The 16,891-nt window shown below is 36.2% G+C and carries 21 protein-coding genes and 1 pseudogene; 9 read left to right on the top strand and 13 right to left on the bottom strand.

All coding sequences use genetic code 11. From position 1 onward, the window contains the following. Nucleotides 1-921 (bottom strand): MmgE/PrpD family protein (locus tag AC3OCB_RS04525; RefSeq protein ID WP_498341047.1); only part of this gene is annotated, 921 nt, incomplete at its 3' end. Nucleotides 922-1,003: 82 nt separating this feature from the next. Between AC3OCB_RS04525 and AC3OCB_RS04530 the strand changes: the two genes are divergently transcribed. The 6 genes from AC3OCB_RS04530 (at nucleotide 1,004) to AC3OCB_RS04555 (ending at nucleotide 5,140) form a co-directional block, all read left to right on the top strand. Continuing rightward, nucleotides 1,004-1,930, top strand: coding sequence for a lactate/malate dehydrogenase family protein (locus AC3OCB_RS04530; protein WP_498341174.1), 927 nt, complete (start codon nucleotides 1,004-1,006; stop codon nucleotides 1,928-1,930). A gap of 30 nt (nucleotides 1,931-1,960) precedes the next feature. Beyond that, a complete protein-coding gene (locus tag AC3OCB_RS04535; RefSeq protein WP_498341049.1) occupies nucleotides 1,961-2,476 on the top strand; it encodes a hypothetical protein in 516 nt (171 codons plus the stop codon). A gap of 77 nt (nucleotides 2,477-2,553) precedes the next feature. Next, a complete protein-coding gene (locus AC3OCB_RS04540; protein WP_498341051.1) occupies nucleotides 2,554-2,778 on the top strand; it encodes a hypothetical protein in 225 nt (74 codons plus the stop codon). Nucleotides 2,779-2,881: 103 nt separating this feature from the next. Next, on the top strand, nucleotides 2,882-3,109 hold the full coding sequence (locus AC3OCB_RS04545; RefSeq protein WP_498341052.1) for a hypothetical protein: 228 nt from the start codon (nucleotides 2,882-2,884) through the stop codon (nucleotides 3,107-3,109). Next, nucleotides 3,084-4,382, top strand: coding sequence for an IS200/IS605 family accessory protein TnpB-related protein (locus AC3OCB_RS04550; RefSeq protein WP_498341053.1), 1,299 nt, complete (start codon nucleotides 3,084-3,086; stop codon nucleotides 4,380-4,382). Before AC3OCB_RS04545 ends, AC3OCB_RS04550 begins: the two co-directional genes overlap by 26 nt. 8 nt (nucleotides 4,383-4,390) lie before the next feature. Beyond that, nucleotides 4,391-5,140 (top strand): undecaprenyl-diphosphate phosphatase, encoded by a 750-nt coding sequence (locus AC3OCB_RS04555; protein ID WP_498341175.1) that lies wholly within the window; start codon nucleotides 4,391-4,393, stop codon nucleotides 5,138-5,140. Here the strand turns inward: AC3OCB_RS04555 and AC3OCB_RS04560 are convergent. Further along, nucleotides 5,118-5,489 (bottom strand): DUF302 domain-containing protein, encoded by a 372-nt coding sequence (locus AC3OCB_RS04560; RefSeq protein ID WP_498341055.1) that lies wholly within the window; start codon nucleotides 5,487-5,489, stop codon nucleotides 5,118-5,120. The genes AC3OCB_RS04555 and AC3OCB_RS04560 overlap by 23 nt on opposite strands. A gap of 221 nt (nucleotides 5,490-5,710) precedes the next feature. Here AC3OCB_RS04560 and AC3OCB_RS04565 point away from each other — a divergent pair, with 221 nt between their 5' ends. Further along, a complete protein-coding gene (locus tag AC3OCB_RS04565) occupies nucleotides 5,711-5,881 on the top strand; it encodes a hypothetical protein (RefSeq protein WP_498341056.1) in 171 nt (56 codons plus the stop codon). A 193-nt stretch (nucleotides 5,882-6,074) separates the two neighbouring features. Here AC3OCB_RS04565 and cobM read toward each other — a convergent pair. From cobM to cbiG, 8 genes and pseudogenes are all read right to left on the bottom strand, one after another. Further along, a pseudogene (gene cobM, locus AC3OCB_RS04570) lies at nucleotides 6,075-6,842 on the bottom strand (precorrin-4 C(11)-methyltransferase); the annotation flags it as partial. Next, the gene (locus tag AC3OCB_RS04575; protein WP_498341057.1) at nucleotides 6,832-7,506 is read right to left on the bottom strand and encodes a cobalt-factor II C(20)-methyltransferase; all 675 of its coding nucleotides are present in this window, start codon (nucleotides 7,504-7,506) and stop codon (nucleotides 6,832-6,834) included. The pseudogene cobM and the gene AC3OCB_RS04575, both read right to left, overlap by 11 nt. Beyond that, a complete protein-coding gene (cbiT, locus tag AC3OCB_RS04580; protein ID WP_498341058.1) occupies nucleotides 7,503-8,081 on the bottom strand; it encodes a precorrin-6Y C5,15-methyltransferase (decarboxylating) subunit CbiT in 579 nt (192 codons plus the stop codon). The genes AC3OCB_RS04575 and cbiT overlap by 4 nt, the downstream gene beginning before the upstream one ends. Continuing rightward, nucleotides 8,078-9,133 (bottom strand): cobalt-precorrin-5B (C(1))-methyltransferase CbiD, encoded by a 1,056-nt coding sequence (cbiD, locus tag AC3OCB_RS04585; protein WP_498341176.1) that lies wholly within the window; start codon nucleotides 9,131-9,133, stop codon nucleotides 8,078-8,080. Before cbiD ends, cbiT begins: the two co-directional genes overlap by 4 nt. Continuing rightward, complete coding sequence (locus tag AC3OCB_RS04590) at nucleotides 9,117-9,878, bottom strand: precorrin-3B C(17)-methyltransferase (protein WP_498341059.1); 762 nt, start codon at nucleotides 9,876-9,878, stop codon at nucleotides 9,117-9,119. The genes cbiD and AC3OCB_RS04590 overlap by 17 nt, the downstream gene beginning before the upstream one ends. Next, complete coding sequence (locus AC3OCB_RS04595) at nucleotides 9,868-10,869, bottom strand: precorrin-8X methylmutase (RefSeq protein WP_498341061.1); 1,002 nt, start codon at nucleotides 10,867-10,869, stop codon at nucleotides 9,868-9,870. The genes AC3OCB_RS04590 and AC3OCB_RS04595 overlap by 11 nt, the downstream gene beginning before the upstream one ends. A 35-nt stretch (nucleotides 10,870-10,904) precedes the next feature. After that, the gene (locus tag AC3OCB_RS04600) at nucleotides 10,905-11,570 is read right to left on the bottom strand and encodes a cobalt-precorrin-7 (C(5))-methyltransferase (protein WP_498341062.1); all 666 of its coding nucleotides are present in this window, start codon (nucleotides 11,568-11,570) and stop codon (nucleotides 10,905-10,907) included. Between the two features lies 1 nt (nucleotide 11,571). Then, nucleotides 11,572-12,534: a cobalt-precorrin 5A hydrolase gene (cbiG, locus tag AC3OCB_RS04605; RefSeq protein WP_498341063.1), complete on the bottom strand. Its 963-nt coding sequence runs from the start codon at nucleotides 12,532-12,534 to the stop codon at nucleotides 11,572-11,574. Nucleotides 12,535-12,792: 258 nt separating this feature from the next. Here cbiG and AC3OCB_RS04610 point away from each other — a divergent pair, with 258 nt between their 5' ends. Continuing rightward, nucleotides 12,793-13,104: a Rieske (2Fe-2S) protein gene (locus AC3OCB_RS04610; RefSeq protein ID WP_498341064.1), complete on the top strand. Its 312-nt coding sequence runs from the start codon at nucleotides 12,793-12,795 to the stop codon at nucleotides 13,102-13,104. A gap of 24 nt (nucleotides 13,105-13,128) precedes the next feature. On the opposite strand, the gene AC3OCB_RS04615 is transcribed toward AC3OCB_RS04610, so the two are convergent. Together AC3OCB_RS04615 and AC3OCB_RS04620 are read right to left on the bottom strand one after the other, a co-directional pair. Then, nucleotides 13,129-13,947 (bottom strand): isoaspartyl peptidase/L-asparaginase, encoded by an 819-nt coding sequence (locus tag AC3OCB_RS04615; protein ID WP_498341066.1) that lies wholly within the window; start codon nucleotides 13,945-13,947, stop codon nucleotides 13,129-13,131. Between the two features lie 54 nt (nucleotides 13,948-14,001). Then, nucleotides 14,002-15,213: an MFS transporter gene (locus AC3OCB_RS04620; RefSeq protein WP_498341067.1), complete on the bottom strand. Its 1,212-nt coding sequence runs from the start codon at nucleotides 15,211-15,213 to the stop codon at nucleotides 14,002-14,004. Between the two features lie 216 nt (nucleotides 15,214-15,429). Here AC3OCB_RS04620 and AC3OCB_RS04625 point away from each other — a divergent pair, with 216 nt between their 5' ends. After that, the gene (locus tag AC3OCB_RS04625; protein ID WP_498341069.1) at nucleotides 15,430-15,987 is read left to right on the top strand and encodes a hypothetical protein; all 558 of its coding nucleotides are present in this window, start codon (nucleotides 15,430-15,432) and stop codon (nucleotides 15,985-15,987) included. Here the strand turns inward: AC3OCB_RS04625 and AC3OCB_RS04630 are convergent, their stop codons facing one another. Continuing rightward, on the bottom strand, nucleotides 15,988-16,833 hold the full coding sequence (locus tag AC3OCB_RS04630) for a KaiC domain-containing protein (protein WP_498341070.1): 846 nt from the start codon (nucleotides 16,831-16,833) through the stop codon (nucleotides 15,988-15,990). Nucleotides 16,834-16,891: the final 58 nt, after the last annotated feature.

Genomic DNA, 16,891 nt, shown 5'->3' on the forward strand with positions numbered 1-16,891 from the left:
CTTGTTTGTAGGATTCCACTTATCGTCAGTATCAGCTAAAATAGTCTTTCCTGCCTCATAAGTTTCAACCACTACTTTCTTTATTTCACCCTCATACTGTAAATTAATTCCAGCTTCTACAGTAGCTTCTGCATGATATTCCACTGGGTATTTCTTAATAAAAGTTCTTAGTATTGATTCACTTTTTACGTTTTCAAAAGGAGTTAGATCCATGTCTTTTGCTATTACATTTATAAATCCAAATACGCCAGAAAACGGTTTATCTGGTCCGGTAAAACCGTTCTTGGCTAATAATGTAGCAAAAACTGAATTCCTAACTGCTTCTGCTGTTGCACCTGCTTTCCACATAGACAGTTTACCAGATCTTGATTCCCTTAACGCTATGTGAGGAACTAAAGTGAGTGATAAAGCATTCTTTGTTTTTTCATAATCCAAGTTTAAGAGTTTAGACAGAGCTGAGGCAGAGCCTAGCTGGAGAAAGTTTACGTGATCATATCCTTTCTTCCTTAAACTCGTACTATCACACAGCCTAACCCCTATTTCATAACCAACAACAATACTCTTTAGCAAATCTTCTCCAGAGACATCAAACATACTACCAACTGCAAGCAATCCACCAATTAAATCACTTGGATGGAGGGGCTCCTTACTTAAATATATATCATTAAAATCTAAGTAACGGATCAGTAAGGTATTATAAAAGGATGCAAAATCTGGTGTTGCATCTCCTCCACCTAACATAAGTGAATTACCGGGGAATAAATTACTCATTTCCCTTACTATTTTTGCTGGAGGTGAATCTAGAGAAGATAGTCCAACCGCAATGCTATCCAGCACTCTTCTTTTAGCTTCATGTAAGAGCTTATCAGAAAAATCATCAGAAGATACCACGTACTCGGATATTTTATTAATGAGCTCCATATAAGTAATGATTGAAACTAGCAATATAAACTTTTTGAGATAAATTTAAATAACATAAGAGAGAATTTTAATCATGATGAATATGACAAAAATAGCATTTATAGCAGTTGGAAAGATTGGTCAGACAATAGCATTTAACACAATTATAGATGGGTACGCTGATGAAGTCATGTTTTATGATATTATTCCAGAATTACCAGAGAAATTTGAACATGAGGTTAGACATGCGTTAGCGTCTAAGAGACTTGCTGTCGAGATTTTGTCAACTAACAACCTCGATGACATTGCAGGAGCAGATATTGTAGTGATAACTGCTGGTAAACCAAGAAAAGCTGGGATGAGCAGAAGAGATCTCTTTGTAGACAATGCAAAAATTATGATTGATTTTGCTAACAAATTACCAAAGAAAAACCCTGGGGCTTTGTACATAATGGTAAGTAACCCGGTAGATATGATGGCCTCTGTGTTTGCAAAGTACTCCAAAGAGTATGTAATAAGCACTGGAGACCAAGTAGAGACAATGAGATTAATGGCCTACATTTCCAAAAAGTTAAAGATACCAGTGTACAAAGTGAATGGCTTCGTTGGAGGAGAACATGGAGAAGATGCTGTAGTGTTATGGAGTACAGTAACAGTGAATGGAAAACCGTTTTCAGAGAGCCTCGGAGTGACAAAGGCGGAAGTAGAGGATTACGTGAAGAAGATCCCCGGAGAAATAATAAGAGTTATGGGAGGTACTACATGGGGACCTGGTAAAATAATTTCAGAAATAATAAGGGCTTATGCACTAAATGAGAATAAGGTTATGTCAATAACTATACCAAGACAATTCGAAGATGAAATAATTCATGTGAGTGTACCGACAGTTATAGGTAGCTCTATTGGACCTACACTAGAAAGTTTGTTAGATGAAAAAGATAGATGGAACTTGATGGCTTCAATGAAAGACTTCTATAATGTATATAAGGAGAATTTAAAAAGCCTTGAAGAATCAATACAAGCGCATTGATTTTATATTTTTTAACTCAATTTTTTTATCATGAAAATACTTCTAGTCGATTATGACAACACGCTTTTTGACACAAACGAATGTGTAAAAGCCTCAGCAAAGGAACTGTGGGGATTAGATGTTGACGGAGAAGAAGTAAGAAAGATTAAGAAAGAAGGGAAAAGTGCTATTTACTCGTTGGCTTATACAAAGTATAGTCATTTAGCTAAACCAAACTACGCGATGATAAACTACGTTAAAGACATGGTAAGTGAGGGAAATATTGTTTTTGTACTGACAGCTAGGCACTGTTCTGTTAGACCATATGTTGATTTTTCTCTCCTCTCTCACGGTATTATTGTTAGTGGAATTATCTGCAGAAATGATGAAGAGATGAAGATGAGAGATGAGGAATGGAAAGCTAAGATTATTGAGCTTTTTGAAGGGGAAATTGAAGTCTACGATGATAAAGAAGAGAACCTAAGGTACTTTTACAATTTTTACAAGAACAATATAAAATATTTTCTAGTAAGAGGTGAAAAAATAATTGAGTACAATATAAACTAAATAGGACTATATACACTATTTAGTTCTATTTAATCTACTTACATTAGTCTTAAATTCTCCTTCATTTACTTAAAAGTATGCGATTATTCATAATATTGAGTTCAGCCTTGCTTTCAATACTCAGTATTTTTATTTCCCCACAATATGCTGCATTACCCCTTCTACCTTTATTTTTGTACTTGGAAGGAATAAGATTAAAACCTATAGTGGTTTCTCCTCTTCTTTTGCTCTCAGTACCATTAGATAATTTGGTAGTGTATGGTTCAGTATTAGAGTTAGTTCTCCTCTCCTCATCATGGTGATAAAAATGGTGGATTTAATCAAGTTGATTATTATAGGAATTATTCAAGGCTGTGTCTGTTTTAGCGTTAAAATCAAATACTTTCAAACACTATTAAATACTTGGTGAATAATAAAAAACTCTACAAACTCAATAATTTTGCAAAGTTGATGTGTGTTGTTCTTGATGCTATGGTTAAATGGATTAAGCAAGGAAAAATTAGAGTTATTAACAGATGTAAATCCCCGAATCAGAGCTCAAAATATTCATCAAAGGGGATAATATTTTCGGTGAAGAGAGTCCCAAATATAAAAAGAGCTAATCATGTTGAAAACACAATCAAAGACAATTAAAAGGACAGTTGCAATTGAGTGTTATACTAATCAATTCGGGAGAAGAATTCTCTGTGAGATTGAATCTGCATATAAGAAGATGTTAATGGAGATGATTGGTTTTGCACTAAAATATGATGCTACTCAGAAAACTCTTAACGACACTTTTTACAAAAAATATCGCAAAGAGTTTCCATGGTTATCAACGCGTGTTATAAAAGGTTCTTACAGAGATGTTCTTAGAAGGGTTAAATCATTTAAAAAGTTAAAAAGAAAAGGGAAAGCAAAAATTGATAGACCAGAAGTCAAAAAAGTCACAATCACGTTTTCCGATTCGCAAGACTGGGAACTGAAAAATGGGGGTATATGGATTAAAAGTGATGCAATCAAGGATGAATGGTTGGAGTTAAAATATAGAGACACAAAGCTTTTGCATAGGTACTTATATCATGGGTGGGAATTAGCTGAAGAGCTAAAGATTAAGCTAATTGACGGTAGGATTTTCTGTTATTTAACTTTCAAAAAGGAGGTAGAAGTCAAAGGGAGCAAAAACGTTCTAGCTGTTGATATTAATGAAAACAACGTTACTGCTGTGCTTTTTAAAGATGGGAAAATTACTGAGGCTTATAGAATTGAAACTGGTTTAGGAAATCTAGTTGTCTCTTACTCAGAAAGGAGAAAGAGAATAACTCAAGGTAAATCAACAAAGGACAGAGAAGTCAAAAAAGCTTTGAAGAAGTTGAGAGAAAAAGAGAGGAAAGAAGACACGATCTATCAAACAGTCAGTATCCTAGAGAAAATAGCCATCAAGAACGACGCTGTGATTGTAGTTGGAGAAGTGTTTAAAGGAAAGAGGAAGATTGAGGAAAGGACGTATAATGATAAATTGAGGCATAGAATTCACCAATGGAGCGTTAGTAAATTGTTTAATGTATTGGAAAACAAACCAGTATATATAACAAGCATAAATGAAGTATATACCTCGACCACAGATCCATTTACTGGGAAAAAACTAGAGAGTTTCACTCCCCTGATGATGCGCTATGCGTGGAGGGGGAGAAAGAGAGTTAAAGTATTGAAGTTTAGATTGAGAATAGCTGAGAATGGACTAGACAGAGACGTCATAGGGGCAATAAACATTGGTTTAAGGTATTTGAACTCAAATGGGAGCCCCATGGCATTGGGCTCGACTGAGCCCCATGCGGTGTGGTTGAAGCTGATGATACCACACCTAGGGCTAACCCTACCCATGAAATTGAATGTGTTGAAAAATAACGAAAAGTATCATGGGTAGGGAAACGCATATCAGAATGGCTACCAGTAAGTAGCAAAACACAAGTTCTAATTTCCTCTCACTTCCTTTTAGGGTTAGACGTAGCAATAGCGTATACATTTGGGCTTTTCATGGAGATAGGATCGATAGGATCAGCACTGATATATTTTAGAAAAGATATAATTAACGTGTTCAGAGATAAAAGGCTTTTAATTTACCTAGTTATAGTTACTTTAATAACTGGTATAGTAGGAGTACCCCTTTACATAATTTCAGATAAGTTACTTGCAAACGCATACAATCCGGGTATACCGATGCTAATACTTGGGTTTGCATTGATTATTGACGGTGTCTATATTAGGTTTTCAAGGATAAAAACTAGGGAGTTCAAGGAGTTAAAAATAAAGGACTACTTGTTGGTGGGGTTTGCTCAAGGATTAGCCGCTTTACCCGGAGTAAGTAGATCTGGAATGACAGTCTCAACGATGCTGTTCTTAGGAGTGAAACCGGAAGACGCGTTTAGATATTCTTACCTAGCTTATATTCCAGCCGCTCTGGGTGCCGTAGGAACAACAATACTGTTTAGCAAAGAAAACATTCATTATGTAGTTTCTTTAGCAGGTACAGAAGGAATTATTGCGGCTATAATAGCAGCACTTATTACTGGTTTAATTACAATTGGTCTATTGCTTAGATTTGCTAAAAGGAGAAATATTTATGTCGTGGACTTTGTATTAGGAGCTGTTGCTATTGTGATTAGTCTTCTAGCTCTTCTATAACTGATGACATGAATTCGTCCATCTTTTTTACGATATCCGTTTGAATGTTATACCCCTTTGCAATCTCACTCGGCATCTTATACTCTACATAAACTTCTCCTCTCTTCTCCCAAATAGCAACTCTCAAAGGAAGATCATAAGAAACTTCAATTTTCTTTTGCATTAATAACGTGCCAACTTTAGGATTACCGAAATAGATTACCTTACACTTGTCTAGTTGGAGACCTACCTCTTCAGCGTTCTTTTTATGGTCTACCTCAAAAAACACAGTCGCATTTAATTTATTTATTTGATCTTTTACCTTTCTTTCACATTCTTCAAAGTTAAATTTACATTCTACTATTTCCATATGAGGTGATGAAATCATAATATAATTAAATCTTTTTCCAAAACTTTAATCTACTGAAAATATCAATAATTTGCAATATAAGGTTGTAGGTCTATCAAAAGCCAAACACTAAAAGGTACTTTAACGAGGACAAGAGTCCTTACTATCCTCACACTGCTCTCAATTAAATACATTACCACTCGGGAAGAAATATAAATATGATGAGTTTCTTGTTTAAGAATATGAAAAAGGATATATTAATACCTTTCCTTCTCCTAGAACTCCTAGGTGTAGGAATGATCTACCTAGGATTTAAAACAAAGGGTGAACTCTCAGTAAGTTTAGGAATTGCTGGATTGCTTCTTCTCGTTGTTACTGCTTGGTATTTTAGTGAGAAGAAACCAATTTGGTAGCTTCTTCTTTCAGTTTTGGATTAATCTTAGCTTCCTCTAGGACTTTCTTTATTTTCTCTTGAATAATCTTCTTTTCCTCCAAGTTAGCCTCCTTGTATGCCTTCATTAATTCCCTGAGATACTCTTCACCGAAAATCTTGTCAACCGAATATCTCAGCTCGAAATACTTTAGCTTATCCACATTATCAGCAACCCTAAAACCAGAATAGTGAGAAGGGTCATAAGCTGCAGACCTAACTAATCCCTTGTATTTCTCTGGTCTAACGATTTTACCAACAACTATTACTGCATCCCTAGTTATCTTTTCTTTCTTAACTTTTTCTGTAATGTCTTTCACTTCACCAAATATTATCTTTTGTTCGTCCCACCACGTAGCCTTGTAAACTACAGCAACGGGAGTATCGTCGGAAACTCCTCCTTCCTTTAACTCCTCTACAACTTTGTCAATAACTGCAATCCCGGTATAAATCACCATAGAAGCTCCTTTATTCAGTAGAGGTGCGAAGTCCTTTATTGACCCCTCCATAGGTACTGAAGCTGATGCCCTTGTGATTATCACTGTTTGAGAAACTCTAGGCAATGTTAATTCAATCCCTAAAACTGAGGCAGCTGCTATTGCAGCTGTAATCCCTGGAACAAGTTCATAGTTAACCCCTGCATCTTGCAGAGCCCACAATTCTTCCATTAATGCACCATAGATCGAAAAATCTCCAGACTTGAGCCTAACTACCAGCTTACCTTCTTTAGCCCTTTTTATCATAATCTCTGTTAACTGTTCAGTAGTCAACTCAGCAGTATTTACTATTTCAACATCTCTCCTAGCCCACTTTAGCAACTCCGGGTTAACTAAAGAGCCTGCATAAAGAATTACGTCAGCTTCCTCCAAGTAGTTCTTCGCTTTTACAGTTATTAACTCTGGGTCTCCGGGACCTGAACCAATAAATACAACCTTACCTTTCAACCTTTCTCACCCCAATTAACATTGAAAAATAGTCCTTATTAAAAGAACCATCCCATGGGATAATTTTCTCTCCATCCAAATAACATCTCCTAGCGTAATACAAAGTGTAAGAGGAATTAAGCATTTCGGATATTTTATCTAGGTTCTCATTTGCTTTCATTACCACAATGGTCTCTACTTTATCTTTAACCTCCTCAAGTAAAGATAAACGACTAGAAGGAATAATGAGAATACTTTCGTCACCCAACGCAAGAGGCAATTTCATCCTTGAGGCACAAGAAGTTATAGAGCTAACACCAGGGATTAACTCTATCTTTGTAAAGCAATTACTTACAAATTTATGAGTTCTAAAGAATGTGCCATATAAAGTTGGGTCTCCTAAGGTTACAAAGACTGAAAAATCACCTGCCTCCTTGCAAATCTTATCACCTATACTCTTTAAGGCACTTTCTTCAACCTTCTTAGCCATAGGGAAACCTAATGTTACTAGTTTAGCATCTTTCTTAGCGTACTTTTTCACTATATTAAGTGATAAGCTCCTATTAGTCCCAGTAGAATATGGGACAAAGATCACATCAGCATTTGAAATAGCATTTACTCCTTTTATAGTTATTAACTCTGGATCTCCGGGACCAAGTCCAACAACATACAATTCCTTTGTCAAGGTTTCTCACCATAAACTATGAATATTGGGTTTCGTGATAACATAGCATATCCTTTACTTGTTTTCATCCCTTTAGCAACTATTACCTCAACAACATCTGTCTTATAGTTTAAACTGTTAAGTGACGTAATAGCTTTTGATATAGTCTCTAAGAGTATTGCGTCTATAACTATTTTCCCGCCTTTCTTTAACTTTTTATCTGCAGTAAAAATTGTTTCTTCAAGCCTCTCAGTACCTCCAATAAATATTGAATCTACCACCTCGTTAACATGATCTAAAGCCTCTGGAGCTTCTCCTTCTATGATAACAACATTTCTTAACCCAAACTTTTCTACGTTTTTCCTTGTAAGTTCAACTGCTTCTTTTTCCTTTTCAATTGCCCAAACTTTTCCTTTTTCACCAACAAATAGTCCTGCCTCAACTGTAACGCTTCCGCTTCCACTACCTACATCAATAAACTTTGCGCCCTCAAAAAGTCTAGCTTTTGACAATGCTAAAACTCTGATTTCCTCTTTTGTCATAGGTATCTTCTCCGCCCTAGTAAATTCTTCATCTGGAATTCCTGGTATTCTCATAAATCTCCCTCCTTAGCCAGAATTTCACCTTGATCTGAAATAATAACTACTCCTATCTTTTTCTCTTCGTCTGCTAACCTCCTTAACCTACTAACTACTCTTTTTGCAATAACTGAAAACACTTTCTTTTTCTCTTCGTCTGCCAAATAAGTTAAAGCTTCTGCTACAGTAACTGAGTTGGCAATTTTTTCAATTTTATCATAAGATAACCTAGCTACAACCGAAGCATGAGTAATGGTTTCAACCCTAGCATCACCATATTTGCTATGAGTATTAAGTAACCCTGCTGCTACTTTAGTTATCTTCCCGGGTAAACTTACAACAATTACGTGAGAGAAGCCTTGCTCAAGAGCTAACTTTACGGAGTCACCGACTCTATCACCTATTTTAACTACGGAGTCACCGAACATTTTTCTCGCATATTCAAAGCTAGTATTGCCTGGAGCTAACACAATCTTCTGATTGCCTAAAGTTTTGACAACACATATTTCAGTCTTTATATGTTCCAAGTATTCGTCGTCACTAACTGGGTACTCTATTCCAGTAGTGCCTAAAATAGATATGCCACCTACTACTCCTACGTCTTTGTTCATTGTTTTCTCAGAAATTTTTTCACCTTCTGGGACATCAACTCTGATCCTAACACCACTATCAACAACCTCTTTTACAGCGTCAATTATCATCTGTTTAGCTATAGGACTTATTGCCTTACTTCCAATTTCTAATTTCAAACCAGGTTTTGTAACAACTCCAATACCTTTACCACCCTCAACAACTATCCCGGAATCACATCTACTACTACAGCTTATAATTTTAAGACCATCTAGTACGTCTGGATTGTCTCCAGAAAACTTGCTTACTGTTGCACAATACTCTCCTCCCTCTCTGTTTTCATAACTGTCCACAAATATTTCTAATCTCAACCCTACGGGTGTGGGTATTGTAACACTCTTAGGTTTTTCATTTCGCAGAAGGAAAATTACAGAGGCTTTAGCTGAAGCAGCTACTGAAGCACCAGTAGTTATTCCAAACCTTTTAAGAGTTGTAAGCATTGACATAGTCATACCTCGAGGTATAGCCTCTAGGTGTTATCATTTTACCATTACAGATGAAAGACTTTGAATTACCAACAATCAGCGTAGTCACCATGTTTATCTTATTTAAGTAGTTCTGCCAATCTCTTAAGGTAGTCACTATGACCTCTTCATTATCTCTATAGGCACCTTTAACTATTCCAACTGGGGTTTCTCCTTTCCTCTGCTGGCTTATAATATCCATTGCCTTTAAAAGCAAAGGTTTATTGATGGGGTTATAAAGAGCAATCACAAAGTCTCCTTCTACTGCTTTTTTAACTTTGAAGAGAATTTCCTCTGCCGGTACAAGCAAATCACTCAAACTGATAACTACAAAGTCCATTGATAATGGTGAACCAAGCTTGGCTGCAGACGCTAACGAAGCAGTAACTCCAGGGATTATCTCAACATTAACATTAACATTATTTGCACATATCATTTCCAAAGTAGGGCTAGCCATTGCATATACTTGTGGATCTCCACTAGAGATTAAAGCAACTGTATGACCTTCCAAAGCTTTCTTTATCGCAGTCCTTGCCCTATATAGTTCTTCTTTCATTTTTGCAGTAATAACTTCCTTTCCTTCCGTTAAGTCCTTTACAAGTTCAGCATAGGTCTCATATGCAACAATGACATCACTTTCTTTTATCGCATCTATCATCCTTAATGTCCTGTTACCTTTGTCCCCTGGACCTATACCTATAATATAGATTTTACCTCCCATCTTCTTTCACCATTCTAATTAATTCGTTTACGATCGAAACTGCAATACTACTTCCACCATAAGTACCCCTCAACACTATTGAAGGTATATTAGATTTTACAAGTTCCTCCTTTGCTTCTATCGCATTTGTGAAACCTGGAGGAGAAGCTACAACAAGTGGAACCTCAACCCCTTCTCTCACCATCTTAACTACCTCAGCTAAGGCTGTAGGAGAATTTCCTATAACAACTATCTTAGGAGAGCTCAAACCCATCCTTATACCGGCAGCTGTCCTTGTTATTCCAAGTTTTTTAGCTAACTCTTCTGATTTATCTAAATAGTTCTCTACTTTATTCCATCTTATACCAGCAGAAACCATTTTAACATCAGTTAAAACAGGTATTCCAATCTTTAAGGACTCAATGCCAACATCTATTGCATCCTGTGAAATGTAAAAACTGTCAGCTAGTTCTAGGTTGCCAGCCGCATATACTCCCCTAGCTATTACCCTCCTTTTCCTCTCGTCCAATGAAGGAAACTTCTCCCTAACCTTTTCAAGCAAGAAAGTCATTGTTCTTTCTTCTATCTCTTCAGGATCTTCAACGTAGTTATATGTCTCTCTTTCTAATGCTGAGGCAATACGATATAAAAGCGCAAGTTTAACCAAACTTGAGTCTGCCAGAGGTTTTGTAAAGTATACTTGAATTTCTTTTCCCTCGTAAGTCGTTCTCTGCCATTTATAGAATTCCGAAACATTAAAACTACCCATTATGTCTCTTGCAACATGATTTCCTCTTCCTAGAAAAGCTAAAGCAAAAATGAACTTGTTTATTCCTTTAGAAGGCAAATCGGTAACTAGACTCCTCCAGTTAGGCTCAGTGTATTCATTATGAGATAAATATACTGGGAGATTCAGTTTTTCCTCCAAGTACTTGGCAAGATTAACCATATCTTCTACGAAGGTATGTCTTCTAGAACCATGCGTTATTATTATAACTGCTGTATCGACCACATAAGTGGATAGCTTATCCAAATATAAAAACTTTGTTAAGAAAAAGAACAAGAAGGGATATAAACTATTGATAAATCGCTAAATTTCAAGTCTTTATTTATTATATCATTCACTGTGTAGTGATGAACAGCTTCATCTGGATATGTGAGCTTTTCCATAACTGTTAGCACAACATTATTACAACCAATCTCTTTCAACTTTAGAGCGATCCTCTTTACCCCGTCCGGGTAAGGTTCTGGATTAATCAATAAACCTCTTCCAGTGGCTAGAAACTTCTTTATATCGTCATAGTTAATTTCTCCTCTAACGTGAAAAGTTATGAATATTACTTGTGATAAGTCTTTCCTTACAACGTGTAGAGCCTTGATAACAGAGGAAACACCGGGAATAGTCTTAAGAGGTATGTTGTATTTCTCACACCCCTTCCTTATCTTTTCTAAAAGCTGATAATCAGAAACTGCAACGTCACCGTGGTCTAAAAATGCCACTTCCATGTTAGTTGCGTAATTAAATATCTCCTCTAACTGTTTGCTTTCCTCCTTATATGTCATCCTAATCACCTTTTTGCCTTCTAAGAGAAAAGAAAATCTGTCTATGACACTTCCCCAACCTGCTACAACTTGACACTTTTTTATTGTTTCAACGCCTTTTACAGTTATCAACTCTGGATCTCCTGGACCAACACTAACGACGTAAAGCATGTTAGAACCCTGCTATAGCTATGGTCACTTCGCCATTATAAACCATTTTTCTTAAAAGTAAACGCGAATTCTTACCTCCTGCTATTAGCGCTGAAATCTCGGCTACTCCCTTCAAGCCTATCTCTTTTAATTTCTGTGATTGAGGAGTAAGGCATTCGTCTTCGAAAGAGTTAATCTCTTCTCTGCTCACTAACCTAAAAGGAACTCCTAGCTCATCGGCAACATATTGTACTTTTTCCCTTATTGATGCAATTACTTTTACTCTACTTAAAGGTATGTTCATTCTGCTTAGGGTCTCTTCTATTGCTTCCTTAATTGTCTTTTCGTTTGTCTCTAACTTACTCCCTATTCCCAAAGAGAAATTATAAGGTTTAAGGTAAACAGTGTTTTCGTCTAAGACGGGGGGTAAAGAGTCCGTTATGATCACTTTGTATTCACAATCATCACTGATCGTATACCCTACCACGTTATCTGGTAGCTTATCAATGCCTTTAACACATACTTTTTCCCCTTTAAGGATAGCAGAATTCACTTTTACGATCGCCTTTATGTTTTCTATCCTGCAGAAAAGTAATCTTGCTAATTCTTCTACGCTTGTAACCCCAAAGTTCTCACTTGCTGTAGTAATTATAGCCTCAGCATTAAGAAGTTTCGAAATCAGTGTTACTAGCTCATTGGCTCCCCAATGTGCGCCCAGTATAGGTATCACATATTTTCCTTTATCATCAACAACTAAAACCGCAGGGTCTACGTCTTTGCTCTTAGCATATTTACAAGCAGTTCTTACTGCGCCACTTAATGCCATTGTAAAGATAATCGCATCATAACACTTCCATATTTTTTCGAAATCCGCTTCTGAGTAACGAAAAAGTGAAACCGGATAAAGAGGTTTGAGTTTTTCCTCTAGCCTTTTTGCAATTTCCTCCTTTGAGGCATAAACTATTGCGATCCCTCTCCAAAACATTCATCTTTACCTCGAGGAGTTATACAGTATAACTTTTAATAATTTTAAATGCATTTACCTTGAGATCATTTTCTTTTATACTATTAGTACTTTGCTTCTAGCCCTATTATGCGAAAAAGCAAGGCATATAAATTACAACTTTTACGACAACATTATTCAGGTTAACCTATCCTATCTTTTTTATTTTTTACCTTAAAGATTTGGACTTTAATCAATAATAAAGCTTTTATTATGTTTATTTAGTTTGAGTAGAATAGGATGAAGGTTATTCGCTTAAAGGACTATCCAATTATGATATATGAAAAAGATGGAAAAGAATACGCTTGGTTAGCGGGATGTCCGCATAAGAGAAGACCCATTCTAGCTCAAGGCTATGAAATACATGATGATATAATAAAGTGTCCATTTCATGACGCAGAATTTAATTTAGTATCTGGAGAATTAGTAAAAGCTCCAAACTCTAATACTCCTTGCCCTACAGACTGTAAACTAATAAAAGCTAAAATAAATGGAGATGAGGTTGAGTTTGAAGGAACACCCTTTATACCAGAATATCCTAACAAAAAGTGAAATAAACTGTTTCTTATTTCTAACTTAGATTTCCCCTTCAAAAACAAAAGCCTTTATTCCATTTCTGTCTTTTACTCCTCTAGCCATTCCTACAGTATTGTAATGAGCTGAGACGTTGCCTTTAAAATCAACTCCTATAAGACCCACGTTACCATTCCCAAACATCTCACTAATCTTATCAACTGCTGACCTTATTGCATCTTCAATGTTAAATCCCATTGAAACTAGTATGTCAACCTCTTTTGCTGGCAAAACCCTCATTATTATCTCTCCTATTCCAGTTGAAGACACTGCAACCCTCGGAGTTGCATAGTACCCTGCACCGGGGATTGGAGAGTCTCCAACTCTACCGGGTAATTTATTTGAAATTCCACCAGTACTAGTTCCAGCGACTAGATTACCTTGATTATCAAGAGCTACTGCACCTACAGTGTCCCCACCTTCACTGTTACTTAGATAGTTTAACAAAGATTTTTCTCCACGATTACCTACAAGCAAAACATGCCTACCGTCAAGCATAACTTTTAAAGCTTCTCTAATGGGGTTTTTCACTCTGACAGAAGCAACAGCACCAGCTCTCCAAGTGTTTCCGTGCATTATTCCAGCGTCCATTTCTATTTCTCCTTCTGAGTTTTTTACACTGCCTATTCCAGCATCAAATGCACCAGAGTCTTCCATGTATGCTATTACCTCAACTACAGCCTCAATTGCACTACCTTTTTTAAACTCCTCATATCCTCTGTCTAAAGCGTTTTTTATTTCCTTTAATCCTCTTTCATAATCTCTTCTATTCCATTCCCCTGCCCCACCATGAATAGCCAAAATCGGTTTAGTATATTTCATATTGAAATAAAAAAGGAGAAGGTGGAATAATAAAATAAATTGCTCTTCAATTTCTTAGTGTTCAACTTTTAACTCATTAATCCTTAGTGTTTCCGGACCTATAGCTAAACCTATTATCGCGATGATTGCCCCTATAGTAAGTACTGTTAGAGCAGCTATATGAGGAGCCATGTAGTCACTTAATAATGCAATATAAAGTTGTGCGAGTCCTGCTATAATAAATGCACCATTATATGAAAAACCTACACCAGTAGCTCTGCTAAATGTCTTAAATCTTTCTGCTAAATAAGCGGGGGTTATAGCAGATGGTAAATTCATTAAGAAACCAAAGGCCAAAATTATATACTCAATATTTGAAGTGGTAGAAAACAAATACAACATAGACCCAGCGAGTATTGCTAATATAGAGCCTATAATACCAATTGTCTTCCTGCCTATGTAATCCGAAAGGAATCCAGATATTATCATTGCTGGTATACCGATAAGGTTCATAATAAGTGCTAGGAAGCCGTACACTTGAGGCGTTAAGCCAAGAACCTTGCCTAAGAAAGTCGGTACAAATTGCGGGCCAGCATAAATCATTAACCAGAAACCTATCATAACAATTATAGTCTGATAAAGTGGTTTAAGCCCAGTTATTATAGGTTTCTTTTCTGCCTTTAGATAGATTTCTGGTTCAGTTACCTTATATCTTATAAGTATAGCCAGCAACGCTGGGATAATTCCAATTAGAAAGATATATCTCCATCCAGTAGTTACTATAAAGTGGTTAGGTAAGTGAGAAAAGTAGGTAAATAGAGAATCAACAATAACAAAACCAATCAGTGTACCCGACTGTAAAAGTCCAGAGAAAAGTCCCCTTCTAGAGTAAACGCTTTCCATGGCTAATGTAAAACTTGCTGAGACATCACCACCAATAAAGATCCCTTGAAAAATTCTAAGCAATGAAAGAGCAACGGGAGCTAATATCCCTGCTTGTTGATAAGTGGGTAAAAATGCAGTTAATCCAATAGCTAAAGAATAACCTAGAACAGTCACAAGGAGAGAAACCCTTCTTCCTCTCCAGTCTGCAATAGCTCCAAAAATTAACGAACCCAGAGGTCTAAATGCTACAGTGAAAACAACTGGAAGGATAGCTCCTAACAACCCAAGCGTTGGGTAGAAGAGGTTGCTTAAGATTGTTGCTGTAATTACCACTGCACCCAAATCATATGAATCCATAACCCATGAGAGCATTGAGCCAAGATAGTTTATTTTCCAATTCATAAATTAGAAACAAAGTTTATAATTTAAAAATCTTGTTTCAACAGCTTAAATAAATAATTATAAATTATAAGCATTATACAGAGTTATACTAAATAAAAAAGACCTTTTACTGACAACAACTAACAAAGAAGAGAAATTACGTAGACAATTGAAAAAGTATTAAACGTATTAAATACTTACGATAAGTTTTTTAATACAGGCATCTCACATTTGCTTATGTTAGGACTTATACTTGCTATAATATTCATAATCATTGATGTAATATTTTCAATTTGGAACAGCTATAATGCTGGAAAAATTTACGCCTATAGAAAAGGATTAGGTGGAGTAGTTTATACTTTAGGTGGATTTTTGCCAATGGCTTATGTATTTACAATAATAGTCACAATAATTTTCGCTTACTTGGGTTATCTATCTTTTGCTGACGTCTCATTTCTCCTCGGTTTTAGTTTTCTTTTCTTTGGCTTAGCCATTGTAATGTGGGGAGTAATAGCTACCACGTTTTCATTTATTGCAACAGTAAAGGGAAGAAGCTGGACTTCAGGGTTAATTACGATATGGAATGCTTTTGCAACGATATGGGATGCATATACATATATATCAGGGTTTTTATCAGCTTGGAAATCAGTTAGAAGAGCAATTGATTCTAGTGATTTCTCTATCTTAGATGTAATTGCAATAATAGCTATAGCTGTGGGTATAGGCTTTGCTATCTCTTATACAGCTTTTAAGGAAGGAATAAAAAGCGAAAGAAAGGTGAGATACTTTTGGTAGTCATTCTTCCTCCTCTTCTTCTTTGACTTCAACCTTAACTTCTTCTGCTTCTTGGACTGCTTTCTTCATTTCATTTATTTCGTTTTCTGAAAGTGGCTTAATTTCAGCCTTTGTTGGAGTAATCCTTAAGTATTTATCCCAGTAAATTATAACTCCTTCATCGGTTATATCCATAGGATGCCTTACCATTGAAATTTTACTATCTCTCATTTTCCATACAATAACTGATCTGTAAAGTTGTCCTTCAAACTCATCAAGATCTAATCTCACTATTCCGTCAACTGCATGTTCAACTCCTGGTCCTCCAAATCCTTTTTCACCAGCAGATACTTGGCTAACGAAAATTGCGGTACAACCTAAACCTGCTATAATCCTTTTTAATTGCATTACAATTGATCTTGCCATTGCTGGTTTAGTTAAATAAAGGGTACTGACTGAGTCAATAACAACTCTTTTAGCTTTGGTGCCCTTTATTGCTTCCCTCAATACACTACTAAGCTCTCCAATGTTATCAATATCTTTTACTAGGTATTTTTCCTTTTGGGCAGTTGAGCCAATACCAGCCGTAAATGCGTCAACTATAGCAAAAGTCCCTTCTTTTTCGTATTTAGTAACGTCCCAACCAAAATGTTTAAAGCTCCTTAAAACTGAAACTGGATGTTCCTCAAGTGCTACAAAAACACCTGGGTCGCCGTGAGTCAACCCGTTGTATAAAAATTGCTTTCCTATTATCGACTTTCCAGTCCCTGGACCTCCAGATATTAATACTACGTTTCTTTCCGGAATACCTCCGTAAAGTATTTCATCTAAACCCGGTACGTAAGTTCTAACTCTTGGTACTTTCATAAGATAATATATAAATTTCTCTGATGATAAAATTGACGGGTCTTAAAATAAAGATGTG

Source organism: Sulfurisphaera sp. (assembly GCF_059755235.1).